This is a genomic window from Rhodonellum sp. (assembly GCF_030656585.1).
GTDB lineage: Bacteria > Bacteroidota > Bacteroidia > Cytophagales > Cyclobacteriaceae > Rhodonellum > Rhodonellum psychrophilum.
On sequence record NZ_JAUSPP010000013.1, the window covers coordinates 41,462 to 54,503 of the forward strand.

A 13,042-nucleotide genomic window follows, 5' to 3' on the forward strand; every position below is an offset into this window, starting at 1 on the left:
GATCTGAATATGACCCTTTTGATCAGCCAATTGGGCTTGAAAAAACTTCCTTGGGTGGTCCATCTTTCTGGATCATTCCTCCTTCTAGCAACAATACCCTTTTGGAAAGCTTTACGATTTCATTATAATCATGACTGACCAAGATCGTGGTCAAGTTGAATTTCTGGTGATACTCCAAAATATAATCCTGAAGTTTTGCCCGCATCCCAGAATCCAAAGCGGAAAGGGGTTCATCCAACAACAAGATTTTGGGTTTACGGATCAGTGCCCTGGCAAGGGCAACCCTTTGCTTTTGGCCTCCGGAGAGTAAGGCTGGTTTTTTGTCCTGAAGATTTTCCAGTTGGGTCAACGCCAATATTTCGGCAACCACATTTTTAGGTTGACCTTTTTGCAGGGCAAATTCCAAGTTGCCTCTCACGGTCATGTTGGGGAAAAGGGAATACTCTTGAAACACCATCCCAATATCCCTTGAAGCAGTTTTAAGGTCTATTTTTTCATTCTTATCAACCCAAACCTGGCCATCCACGATGATTTTTCCAGAGGTTGGTTTCAGCAGCCCAGCAATCATCCGGAGCACACTTGACTTTCCAGCGCCGGATGGACCATAGATGGTCACCAGTTCCCCGGGTTTTATCCGGGTTTCAAATTGGAGGTTCAATTCCCCATCTGCGCCATGGAGTTTTCGTGTAATTTGTATCTCGATCATCGGAAAATGGAGGAATCTGCCCTTTTGTATTGAAAAACATAAACGGTAATGAGTACCAAGAAAGAGAAAATCAAGAGGATAAGTGAATAGAAATTGGCCATTTCATAATTCATCGCTTCTACTTCATTGTAGATCAATACCGAAACCACCCTGGTTTCATTCGGGATATTCCCCCCGATCATGAGCACCACACCAAACTCTCCGATCGTATGGGCAAATGTTAAGATGCATCCCGAAAGAATGGATCCCTTGATATTGGGGAGCAACACATGCATCAAAGTAGTAAGCCTGCTCTTGCCCAAAGTGTATGAGGCCTCCGTTAGGACGTGCGGGAGCATTCTAAAACCTGATTGTAGGGGTTGAATCATAAAAGGCAGGCTATAAATCACAGAAGCCACGACCAAGCCCGGAAAGGTAAAGACGAGCCTGAGATCCAGATAATTATCCAGGAATCTGCCGAAAGCATTTTCGGGGCTAAAGGCCAGCAGCAAATAAAACCCCATTACCGTAGGGGGCAATACCAAAGGAAGACCGACGATGGCTTCCACGATGATCTTCGGTCGCCATCTGCTAAAAGCAAGCCAATAGGCCAAGGGAATACCCAAAACAAAAAGGACAATGGTCGTGAAAAAAGCGAGTTTTAAAGTCAGATAAAAAGGGGCCAAATCCATCATTGTCCCAAAGGTTGCATAAAACCGAAATGTTTCAAAATGTCGATGGCCTGATCCGACTTGACAAAACCCAAAAATTGTGAAGCAATTTTATTGTCCTGACCAAACTTGGTGAGGATAGCTCCCTGTAACAATTGTTGGTGGCTTTCTTCAGGAATAAGGTAATATTTCCCCTTTTGCTTGATCATGTTTGGGGATAGGGCCAGGGACAAAGCCACCAATCCAATATCGGCCGCGCCGCTGGTGATAAATTGGGCCGCTTGTGAAATGTTTTCACCATAAACCAGTTTCTTTTCGAGCCCATCATAAAGCCCATAATGGGTCAAAGACTCCACTGACTTTTCCCCGTAGGGAGCATGGGAAGGATTTGCGATGGCTACTTTGCGAATGGCGGGATCTTGTAGGGTTTTCATCTGTTTTTGGTTGGGATCCATTTTTTTGCTCCAAAGAACCAGCCTGCCAATGCCATAAGGATGGATTTCCGAGGAAGCCATCCCAAGTTCCCGAAGGCGAACAGGATAGGCAATGTCGGCAGAAAAAAACAGGTCAAAAGGTGCTCCGTTGGAAATCTGCTCAAACAATTTTCCAGAGGACCCATAGATCGCATCGATCTTCCCCGGATTTTTTTCCTTGAAAACCAAAATGAGGGAGTCCAGTGCAAACCTGAGATCTGCGGCCGCAGCTATGCGCGTTCTGGTGTTTTGCTGGGCTTGAACAGGTGCAGAAAAACAAAACAACAATAGAATCAATGTGCAGAAATGCTTTGTTTTCATGAAACCAGAATATAATTTTTCATTCCTTTTAAAACAGAAATTTATGTTTGTGATTTCTTGCTCCGACCACAGCGATCTATATACGCGTACATATCGAAAGATAAAAAGAAACTGTTAATCTAAAAACGAGGTGCCCATATAATTAAATAAGTTGAAGGATTTCAGCTTCTTCCTCCAGGATGGACTGCAGTTTTTTGGCAAGCCTGCGGTAGTCAGAAATGATCTTTTTTCCCGATTCGGTGATTTCTGCTCCACCACCTTTTTCGCCCCCTTTTCTGAGGATGACGAAAGGTTGCTGCCCCCTTTTGTTGAGATCATCCACCATGTCCCATGCTTTTTTGTAAGACATGCCCATTCTTTTTGCAGCTTTGGAGATCGATCCTTCGATTTCGATCAGCTCCAGAATTTCCAATCTTCCCGGGCCAAAAAATTTGACCCCACCTTTTTCAATCCAACAGCGCAAACGTATCTCTTTTTCTTTCATGAGTGATTCGCATTCAATAGGGGAGGGGTTTTTTTCCATTCTCTTACGCACAAAAATAAGGCTTTGAATTCGTCAATTTTGGAAAAATGGGCTTTTATGTTCTGGGTAGGATTTGATTTTACCAGTCCAGTCATTTTCATTTTTCCGAAAATTGACTTGAAATTGATTTCCCTGAAATCAAGCCATTATTTCGCCAATAATTTAAATTCGAACAGCAAAAAAATTAAATGATTTTGATCATTTTACCTTTTTGAGTGAAAAACCAATTTTTCTGTTATTTGCTGACATGAGGGAGATTTGGGCCGAAAATAAGCCTGTATTTCATTAAATCTTTATTTTTAATCAAAACCAAGTCGCTATCTCACCCCAAACAAAGCTCAGCCCTCTTTCTGATTGCCATTTTGGGGAAAGGATCAAGATGTTCCGTTCCTTAAATTTTAATTTTTTCCCTTATCTTTAAAATACGGTTTTTTTAAGCACTATTGCTGGAGTTGATGATTCACTTATCTATGGATTTAGAGAAAATTAAAACATTCCTTTTGGAGATATTGAAATTGCATGCGGAACCCAAATCCTTGGATTGGTTAGCGCTCCAAAAAGAAAAAATAGGAGAGGATACTTCCTATATGAAGTTTTATTTGGCCTTTGGCATGGCATCAAGATATTTCAAAAAAAATCTGATGGACCTTTCGGAATCAAAAATCCAGGAAGCCAAAACCCTTGTGGAAGGATTCAGTCCGGAGTCTTGGGATCAATTGCAAACTGCCCGCAGTTATTTACTGCTGCATTTTGGAATCGCCGATGCTTTTGCTTGGGTAGATGCCATCAATAAATTGTTCGAAACGGCTGACATGCATGAGCAACAATCCCTGTATGCGGCGCTTCCACTGATGCCATTCAGGGAAGAAATGGTGGAAAGGGCGGTGGAAGGCCTTCGGACCAATATTGCATCAGTATTTGATGCCATTGCGCTGAACAATCCCTATCCCAGCCAATATATGGAGGAAAGGGCATGGAATCAAATGGTCCTCAAGGCAGTGTTTATGCAGCGTCCACTTTACCGAATCCAAGGTGCAGATAAGCGTGCCAATCCCACTTTGGCAAAGATTCTCGTGGATTTTGCACATGAAAGATGGGCGGCAGGAAGAACAGTAATGCCGGAACTCTGGCGTTTTGTAGGGCCTTATTTGGATACACAAAACCTCGGGGACATTGAAAAAGTGATCCGCTCCAGTGATCCACTTGAGAAAAATGCGGCGCTGTTGGCTTGTCACCAGAGTGGATTTTTGCCAGCAAATTCCCTTCTGGAACAATTTCCAAAAGTCCAAAGAGAAATACAGCAGGGAGAACTTACCTGGGAAAAGATAGGGAGGGAATTCGAAAACCTCAATCGGCCTCAGTAAAAAGCGGAAAGAAAACCCCTGAATCCATCGCGCAGGATTCAGGTCATCCCCAAAATAGCTTCTCATGTAAAAATAACGCTACCGTTGGTCAATAAGCGCTATGAAGAGCGATCCCAAACAATTATTTTAGTCAAAAAAAGCAATATAAAATGGAAATGTATATCGATCCCCACATTCATGTGACGTCTCGAACCACCGATGATTATGAAGCCATGCGAAAAGCGGGTATCGTTGCCATCATCGAACCTGCGTTTTGGTTGGGGCAACCCAGGACCGAAGTGGGTAGTTTCAAGGATTATTTCAGCAGTCTCGTGGGCTGGGAGCGGTTTAGGGCCAAGCAATTTGGGATTGTCCATTACTGTACCATGGGCTTGAATTCCAAGGAAGCCAACAATGTGCCTTTGGCAGAAGAGGTGATGGAATTGCTCCCGCTGTTTGTGGGGAAGGAAGGCGTAGTAGCCATTGGAGAAATCGGATATGACGACCAAACTCCTGCTGAAGATAGGTTTTACCGCCTTCAGTTGGAATTGGCCAAAGAGGTCAATCTTCCGGTTTTGATCCATACGCCTCACCGTGACAAGCGGAAGGGGACGACCAAAAGCATGGATGTCAGCGAAGAACATGGACTGGATCCGAGAATGGTCATCGTAGACCATAACAATGAAGAAACCGCCAAAGAAGTTTTGGACCGGGGCTATTGGGCTGGATTCACCATTTATCCCCATACCAAAATGGGAAGTGAAAGAATGGTAGAAATCGTCCGACAATATGGGCCGGAAAGAATCATCGTGGACAGTGCCGCAGATTGGGGAGTAAGTGATCCACTCGCCGTACCAAAAACAGCGGCCTTGATGCGCAAGATGGGGATTCCCGAAGAACATATCCGATTGGTTTGCTACCAAAATGCCTTGACAGCTTATGCCCAAAGTGGACAGATGGAAGAAATGGATTGGCTGAAGCCAGACCCTATCGACCAAAGACAGCGTCAATTCGGCAATTCCGTTTTGAGAGGTGGCCAAAGCCCCAAGGTGGAAGGCGAGGCTTCTGATATCGTGGAGAATTAGTCCAAGAAAATGTCAAATATCAAAGCCTATTTACAACTTACCCGCCCTGCAAATATCATTACTGCCATTGCGGATATCTGGGCGGGCTTTGCCATCGCCGGAGGATCACTATTGGTGTTTTCCAAACTGACATCGGTGGTTTCCCCGCCAATGTTCCAGGATTTATTGTGGTTGACATTGGCTACCATAGGGCTTTATGGCGGCGGAGTGGCATTCAATGATGTGTTTGATGCCAAACTGGATGCGAGGGAAAGGCCCGAAAGACCCATTCCCAGTGGCCGGGTCAGTAAAAACAATGCAGCTTGGATGGCTTTTATCCTTCTTTTGATGGGAGTGATCGCAGCTTGGCAGGTTGGATATTTAAGTGCCTTGATCGCGCTTACCGTGGCACTTTTAGCAGTCATTTATGATTATTGGGGCAAGCATCAGTTTATCCTTGGCCCCATCAATATGGGACTTTGCAGGGCAGGGAATCTCCTTTTGGGAATAAGTGTTGTCCCGTTAATGGTAAGCAAATATGCCTTGATAGGACTCATTCCACTTGTCTTTGTAGCAGCCATCACCATGATCAGCCGGGGAGAAGTGCATGGAAAAAACAAAAAAGCATTGATCGGAGGATTTGGACTTTATGTCTTGATCCTAACAGCGGTGCTGATACTGGCCTTTACGGTCGGCAATAAGGGTTGGCAAGTTTTGCCTTTCCTTATCCTGATGTCGTCTATGATTTTCCCTCCTTTGGTCAAAGCGATTCGCCTTCAGAAACCCCAGTTGATCGGGAAAGCGGTAAAAGCAGGTGTCATATCGCTCATTATCTTGAATGCCTCCCTATCGGCAGTTTTTGCAGGTTGGAAATTTGGGCTCGTCGTAATGCTTTTGTTGCCGATATCCCTTTGGTTGGCAAAGAAATTTGCCGTGACCTAACATAGATTTGATTAAATAATTGCAATGAAGTTGGGGATTTCATTGGATCTGAATTGACCCAAAAAAATAAGTTAAAAGCCTCTTAAGCCTAAAATAAATGAACAAGATCATTGAACAAACCTTTTCTGTACCCTTTAGGTATCAGGTTTGTTTTACCGAGTCGGTTTTTGGTGAAGGAAATCCTTTCCTTGCCCAATTGCTGAAAGCCGAAAAAAAACCGAAAGCATTTTTTGTCATCGACAGTGGAGTTGCAGATGCACATCCAGCACTGGTAAATGCCATTAAAGCGTATGCCAAGACCTATGAAGACAGCTTCATTTTGTGTGCCGAGCCGCTGATCCTTCCTGGTGGCGAAATCTCCAAAAATGACGAGACTTCCTTCAAGAAAGTAGTCGATGCGACCCATATTCATGGGATTGACAGGCATTCTTACATCATCGCCATCGGCGGCGGCGCGGTATTGGATATGGTCGGTTTTGCTGCCGCCATTTCGCACAGAGGAGTCCGGCACATCAGGATTCCGACCACTGTACTTTCCCAAAACGATTCCGGAATGGGTGTTAAAAATGGCATCAATGCCTACGGAAAGAAAAATTATCTGGGAACATTTGCACCTCCATTCGCCGTCATCAATGATTCGGAGTTCCTAAAAACCTTGGAAGACAGGGATTGGCGATCCGGGATGTCCGAAGCGATCAAAGTCGCTTTGATCAAAGACGAGGATTTTTTCTGCTGGATGGAACAACATGTGGATCAATTGTCCGCACGGGAAATGGAACCCATGAAAACATTGATCATCAGATGTGCCCAAATGCATTTGGACCATATTGCCGGCAAGGATCCTTTTGAATCCGGTTCCTCCAGGCCTTTGGACTTCGGGCATTGGGCAGCGCACAAAATGGAGCATTTGAGCGGTTACCGCATCCGTCATGGAGAAGCCGTCGCCATTGGCATCGGTTTGGACACCACATATTCCTATTTGAAAGGGATGATCACACACAAAGAGTTGATCAGGGTGGTTACACTCATCAAATCCCTTGGCTTTGCACTGTATGTACCGGAACTGAACGGCGAAGCCCTCTTGAAAGGTTTGGGAGAATTTAGGGAACATTTGGGAGGTGAACTGACGATCACTTTGCTAGAGAAAATAGGGAGAGGAGTGGAAGTCCATGAAATGGACAATAAGCTGATCCTAAAAGCCATCGATCAATTGAAGGCCTTCCATCAGGAAACCCTGGTAGAAAATTAAAATTCAAGGACTTTCTTCACGGAAAGGAATTCCCATAAATCCATCACCAATGTTAAAAAACGGTTTTCATCTGACCTATTGCACCAATATTCACCCCGGTGAAAGTTGGTCAGAAACCTTTGAGAATATAAAGGAATACATTCCCGGGATCAAGCGGGAAGTCTCCGCCGAAAAACCTTTCGGGATAGGACTGCGCCTCTCAAACGAAGCCAGTCTGGAATTGATCGATCCTGAAAAATTGAAGGTCTTCAAGGACTGGCTGTCAGCAAACAATTGCTATGTGTTTACTTTCAATGGTTTTCCTTATGGTGGATTTCACCGTCAGGTAGTCAAAGACGAAGTGCATCAGCCAGACTGGACCACGCGAGAAAGAGTCGCGTATACCAAAAGGCTTTTTGACATTCTATCCGCTCTTTTGCCTGAGGGAATGGACGGTGGGATTTCCACTTCACCGCTTTCCTATCGCTTTTGGCACAAGGACAGGGACGAACTTGAGGATGCTTTTAGGAAATCTACTTTGCACTTGGCCGCAGTTGCTGAAAAGCTATACAAAATCCAACAATCCAAAGGGCAGTTTTTGCACCTCGACATAGAACCTGAACCGGATGGGATGCTTCAAAATACAGCCGAAGTAATCTCTTATTATAAAGATTGGTTGGTTCCCATCGGAAGCATCTACCTGATGAACCACTTGGGCTTGAGTGCCGAGGAAGCCGAAAATTGCCTTAAGGAGCATATCCGGATTTGTTACGATGTCTGCCATTTTGCGGTGGTCTATGAAAAGCCGGAGGAAATCTTCAAGGCCTTCAAAGCGGAAGGAATCAAAATCGGAAAAATTCAGATCAGTGCAGCCTTGAAGGTCAATTTGCCCACTGATTTGGAAGGGAAAAAAGAGGTGGAAAGAATACTACTTCCCTTCGTAGAATCCACCTACCTGCATCAGGTGGTGGCAAAAAACAACACCAATGGAAAGCTCATCTCCTTCAGAGACCTTCCCCAAGCATTGGAAGCATTGATGGAAACCGAAATGGAGGAATGGAGAATACATTTTCATGTCCCGGTTTTTTTATCGGATTATGGAAAAATCTCTTCCACGCAAAGTGATATCCAAGATGTATTGCAGTACATCCAAACGGATCAGGTCTGCAATCACCTTGAGGTAGAGACCTACACTTGGGAGGTTCTGCCCGAAAGTGTCAACCTGGATTTGGGGAATTCCATCGTTCGGGAATTGAAATGGGTGGGAGAAAATTTTAAAGCTTCATGAAAAAAACAGTCATCATTGATGTCGTAGCCCTTTCGGGTAGAGTAATAGGGCAACATACGCCCTTCTTGCGGGATTGGATAGCAAAAGGGAAAAAAGCGGTGATCAATCCCGTGTTGCCCGCAGTTACCTGTTCATCCCAAACTGCTTTTTTAACCGGGAAATGGCCAAAAGAAAACGGAATTGTCGGGAACGGCTGGTATTTTAAGGATGAATGCGAAATAAAATTCTGGAGACAATCCAACCATTTGGTCCAATCGGAAAGTGTCTGGGATGCAGCCAAGAAAATAGATCCAAGTTTCACCTGTGCGAATATGTTTTGGTGGTACAATATGTATTCCACCGCGGATTACCAGGTTACGCCAAGGCCCTTGTATTTGGCAGATGGCAGGAAATTGCCCGATTGCCACAGTCAGCCGATGGAATTGAGGGAAAGGCTCCAAAAAGAATTGGGACAGTTTCCCCTGTTCTCCTTTTGGGGCCCAAACGCCAACATTTCTTCCACAAAATGGATCGCCGAAGCCTCCAAAAAAGTGGATGAATGGCACAATCCAACCCTAACGCTGATCTATTTGCCACACTTGGATTACAACCTGCAGCGTTGCGGGATTGATTTTTCGAAAATTGGGAAAGACCTTGAGGAAGTCGATGAAGTGTGCAAGGATCTCATCACGTATTATGAGAAACAAGGCGCAAATGTGATTCTCCTTTCGGAATATGCCATTACTTCGGTCAACCATCCCATCCATATCAACCGGATTTTGAGAAAGGAAGGATATATTGTAGTGAAAGATGAACAGGGTTTGGAGACTTTGGACGCCGGGACCAGCAAGGTTTTTGCTGTTGCTGACCATCAACTGGCACATATCCACGTCAAGGATAAAAATGATATTCCGAAGGTGAAATTATTGTTGGAAAATACGCCGGGTATAGAATTGGTTTTGGATGAAGAAGGTAAAAAGGCTTTCCATATTGACCATGAAAGAGCCGGGGATCTGGTAGTTGTCGCAGATAAGGATTCTTGGTTTACCTATTATTTCTGGCTGGACGATGCCAAAGCCCCTGATTATGCCAGGTGCGTGGATATCCACAAAAAACCAGGTTATGATCCGGTCGAGATGCTTGCAGATCCAAAAATCAAGTTCTTGAAAGCGACAGTCGGAATGAAAATTTTGAAGAAAAAGCTTGGCTTCAGGTATCTTATGGACATCATCCCTTTGGATGCCGGTTTGGTAAAAGGCTCCCATGGCAGGCTAAATGAAGATTCCTTGGATAAGCCTATTTTTGTCACAAAAAATGAAAGCTTGCTGAATACGGGAGTTTTGGAAGCCACCGCAATACATGACCTGATTTTAGGACATCTGTTTAAGGAATAAATTAAGTCCTCTCCAAGAACGGTTTGTTTTGGAGAGGTATTTATTACCTTTTCCCTATTAATATTTTGCTATTCAACTCGAAATCCATTTATTGAAGGGTTTTGTTCTTGTGATTTAATCTGCTTTGGTATAAATTGGAAAAACCAAAACAGGACACCCAATGAAACACCTTTTCCTTTTTTATTTTTTGATTTCACCCCTTCTGTCCTCCTCCCAAGCCCAACTGACCTTCGAGGAACCTGTCAAGCAGCGGGTATTTGTGCTCACCGATATCACCAACGAACCGGATGATCAGCAATCCCTCGTCCGGTTTCTGGTGTATGCCAATGAATATGATGTCGAAGGGATTGTGGCCACAACATCCACCCACTTGAGAAGTAGTACCAGGCAGGAAAAAATAGAAGAATTGGTCAGGAACTATGGGGAGGTAAAGTCCAATTTGGACAAGCATGCGGCGGGATTCCCAAGTATGGAGGATCTTTTGGCAGTGACGGCAAGCCATTTGCCTTTGTACAGCATGGAGGGTGTCGGAGAGGGAAAAGATTCTAAAGGATCTGAGCTGCTCATCAAGGCAGTTGACAAAACGGATGATAGACCACTTTGGGTTTCTGTTTGGGGTGGAGCCAATTGTCTTGCCCAGGCGCTATGGAAGGTGGAAAACACAAGATCACCTGAAGAGGTAAAACAATTTGTTTCCAAGCTTAGGATATACGCGATCTCCGATCAAGACTTTTCGGGTGCTTGGGTAAGAAATAATTTCCCCGGAATATTTTATATCGTGGACCCAAGTGCAGGAGATTCTTATATAGAATACTACAAGGCCACATGGACAGGTATTTCCGGCGATAAATTCTACAAACATGAACTTGGAGACCACTTTGAATTGGTCGATAATCCTTGGCTCAAGGAAAATATCATGGAGAATCACGGGCCTTTGGGAGCCAATTATCCTGAACTGGATTACATCATGGAAGGGGATACGCCAGCATTTTTGGGTTTGATCCAAAACGGACTGGCTTGGTATAAAAGCCCTTCCTATGGAGGTTGGGCGGGAAGGTATGATTTTTTTAAAGCCTATGCCGAAGTGGATAAAATATGGACAAGCTCGATTAATTCATTTGACGCAATTGAATTGCCCAATGGTAAAATAATAGCTTCCAATCAAGCAACCATTTGGCGCTGGAGAAAATCTTTTCAACATGATTTTGCAGCAAGAATGGATTGGAATGTAGCGGACGAGTTCAATAAGGCCAACCATAATCCCATAATTGTCCTGAATGGCAACAAGGGAAAGGCATTTGCACATGGAAAGATTCAAGCGGGCGGCAATGTATTGCTTTCCGCAAAAGGCACCTATGACCCCGACGGAAATGAGTTGAAATATAAATGGTGGGTATACAAGGAGGCTGGAAGATACAATGGTGAACTACTGTTGAAAAATTCCAATACGGAAATGGTGGAATTTATGATGCCACAGTTAAAATCTGGTCAAGAAATTCATCTTATCCTGGAAGTGGAGGATTCAGGAAGCCCTTCTCTTTTTTCCTACAGAAGAATCATCCTTAGCCACCCGGATTGAGTTCAAGAAGTCCTTTCAGCCATTCTCAAACCTTTCCATTACCAAGCCAAAAACCCACCACATGAATCAACCTCAACTTACGTCCCAGCATCGGCTGGTTTCCCTAGACGCGTACAGGGGAATTACCATGTTTTTATTGATTGCAGAAGCGGCATTGGTCTATAGTGCGCTACAGGACGTTTTTCCGGAAGGGAGTTTTGGTTCGGGTTTGGTCGAGCAATTCACGCATCATCCGTGGCATGGGCTGCGGTTCTGGGATTTGATACAGCCGTTCTTCATGTTTATCGTGGGTGTGGCAATGCCGTTTTCCCTAAACAGGCGCTTAGCAGAAGTGGGTGGTGAGGGGAAAGTGACGCGCCATATTTTGAAAAGGTGTTTTCTCCTTTTTCTCTTTGGGGTGGGGCTTCATTGCGTGTACAGTCAAAAATTGGTTTTTGAACTTTGGAATGTATTGACCCAACTTTCTGCTACCATCCTGATCACCTATTTTCTGATTAAGCAACCTGCCAAGATTCAATTGACAGTTTCCATCGGCTTGTTGGTTTTGACAGAGATTCTATACCGTTTGTATAATCCAGGGAGTCCCTTCGTAATAGGAGAAAATTTCGGGTCTTATACAGACATGATTTTGATGGGGAAAATCAATGGAGGAGGATGGGTCGCTGTCAATTTTATCCCAACTGCTGCGCATACAATCTGGGGAGCGATGTGCGGAAATTTATTGCTTTCAGATAAAACCATCCAGGCAAAGATCAAAACCATGGTTCTTGCCGGGACAATCGGATTGATTTTGGGATACGGACTGGATCTCAGCGGGATCACTCCCATTATCAAAAGGATCAGCACAAGTTCCTTTGCCTTTGCCTCCGGAGGATGGGCGATATTGACATTGGCTTTCTTTTACTGGATGGTGGATGTAAAAAAGGTCCAATCCTGGACTTTTGCTTTTTTGGTCGTCGGCATGAATTCAATTTTCATTTATCTATTTGCTGAAATATTGGGACATGCTTGGCTGTTTGGGTTTCTCAAAATTTTCAGTTTTGGGTTTTTGGAACCGCTTGGAATACCTGAACCCCTTCTTTTGCTTTTGACGGCATTGCTTACTCTTGGCGGGATGTGGTACCTGTGTTATTTCCTGTACAAGAAGAAAATCTTCTTTAAAATATAGGGTGAATCGTGTAGTGTTCTTTTGCGAAGTCCATGAAAATGAGGGTTGGCCACCCACTTATTCTGCAAGGAAAAAGGGATGGAAACCATCAAAAACCTCCAAAATTCAAAACCTCTATATATCAGATCCTCACAATAAATGAATTTGAAATGGTTTAACCCGTTTTATGTCGGGGTTTTAACCCAGACACTGGAAGAAAATGTATTGCCGTAGCCTGTTTCAATCCGTGTTATGCATCGCCAATTTCATTGTAGCAAACCCAACTTAATTAAGTTAACTGCTTTACCTTACTCTTTTGGAGTCTTAGAATTCGGGGGTAATCTTTAAGTAAATTTGGTTATTGATAAAAAAAACAAATAATATTTTGTTTTTTATTTTAAAATA

12 protein-coding genes are annotated in these 13,042 nt (G+C 43.9%); 8 read left to right on the forward strand and 4 right to left on the reverse strand.

Features of this window, described 5'->3' with window-relative positions:
* Positions 1–22: 22 nt before the first annotated feature.
* The 4 genes from Q7J63_RS01910 to Q7J63_RS01925 form a co-directional block, all read right to left on the reverse strand.
* Positions 23–706 (reverse strand): ABC transporter ATP-binding protein, encoded by a 684-nt coding sequence (locus Q7J63_RS01910; RefSeq protein ID WP_019597474.1) that lies wholly within the window; start codon positions 704–706, stop codon positions 23–25.
* Positions 703–1,380 (reverse strand): molybdate ABC transporter permease subunit, encoded by a 678-nt coding sequence (modB, locus tag Q7J63_RS01915; RefSeq protein ID WP_304883746.1) that lies wholly within the window; start codon positions 1,378–1,380, stop codon positions 703–705. Before modB ends, Q7J63_RS01910 begins: the two co-directional genes overlap by 4 nt.
* The gene (gene modA / locus Q7J63_RS01920; RefSeq protein WP_304883747.1) at positions 1,377–2,150 is read right to left on the reverse strand and encodes a molybdate ABC transporter substrate-binding protein; all 774 of its coding nucleotides are present in this window, start codon (positions 2,148–2,150) and stop codon (positions 1,377–1,379) included. Before modA ends, modB begins: the two co-directional genes overlap by 4 nt.
* Positions 2,151–2,292: 142 nt before the next feature.
* The gene (locus tag Q7J63_RS01925; protein WP_304883748.1) at positions 2,293–2,634 is read right to left on the reverse strand and encodes a winged helix-turn-helix domain-containing protein; all 342 of its coding nucleotides are present in this window, start codon (positions 2,632–2,634) and stop codon (positions 2,293–2,295) included.
* Between the two features lie 539 nt (positions 2,635–3,173).
* On the opposite strand from Q7J63_RS01925, the gene Q7J63_RS01930 reads away from it, so the two are divergent.
* From Q7J63_RS01930 to Q7J63_RS01965, 8 genes are all read left to right on the forward strand, one after another.
* Positions 3,174–4,037, forward strand: a complete 864-nt coding sequence (locus Q7J63_RS01930; protein ID WP_304883749.1) for an EboA domain-containing protein — start codon at positions 3,174–3,176, stop codon at positions 4,035–4,037.
* Between the two features lie 149 nt (positions 4,038–4,186).
* Positions 4,187–5,101 carry a TatD family hydrolase gene (locus Q7J63_RS01935; RefSeq protein ID WP_019597480.1) on the forward strand — a complete coding sequence of 305 codons (915 nt, stop codon included), beginning with the start codon at positions 4,187–4,189 and terminating at the stop codon, positions 5,099–5,101.
* Between the two features lie 9 nt (positions 5,102–5,110).
* A complete protein-coding gene (eboC, locus tag Q7J63_RS01940) occupies positions 5,111–6,022 on the forward strand; it encodes a UbiA-like protein EboC (RefSeq protein WP_304883750.1) in 912 nt (303 codons plus the stop codon).
* 97 nt (positions 6,023–6,119) lie between these two features.
* Entirely contained in the window at positions 6,120–7,271 is a 1,152-nt protein-coding gene (locus Q7J63_RS01945; protein ID WP_304883751.1) for a 3-dehydroquinate synthase, read from the forward strand.
* A 49-nt stretch (positions 7,272–7,320) separates the two neighbouring features.
* Complete coding sequence (eboE, locus tag Q7J63_RS01950; protein WP_304883752.1) at positions 7,321–8,538, forward strand: metabolite traffic protein EboE; 1,218 nt, start codon at positions 7,321–7,323, stop codon at positions 8,536–8,538.
* Positions 8,535–9,911: an alkaline phosphatase family protein gene (locus tag Q7J63_RS01955; protein WP_304883753.1), complete on the forward strand. Its 1,377-nt coding sequence runs from the start codon at positions 8,535–8,537 to the stop codon at positions 9,909–9,911. The genes eboE and Q7J63_RS01955 overlap by 4 nt, the downstream gene beginning before the upstream one ends.
* A 160-nt stretch (positions 9,912–10,071) precedes the next feature.
* Positions 10,072–11,490 (forward strand): DUF1593 domain-containing protein, encoded by a 1,419-nt coding sequence (locus tag Q7J63_RS01960; RefSeq protein ID WP_304883754.1) that lies wholly within the window; start codon positions 10,072–10,074, stop codon positions 11,488–11,490.
* A gap of 61 nt (positions 11,491–11,551) precedes the next feature.
* Entirely contained in the window at positions 11,552–12,658 is a 1,107-nt protein-coding gene (locus Q7J63_RS01965) for an acyltransferase family protein (RefSeq protein WP_304883755.1), read from the forward strand.
* Positions 12,659–13,042: the final 384 nt, after the last annotated feature.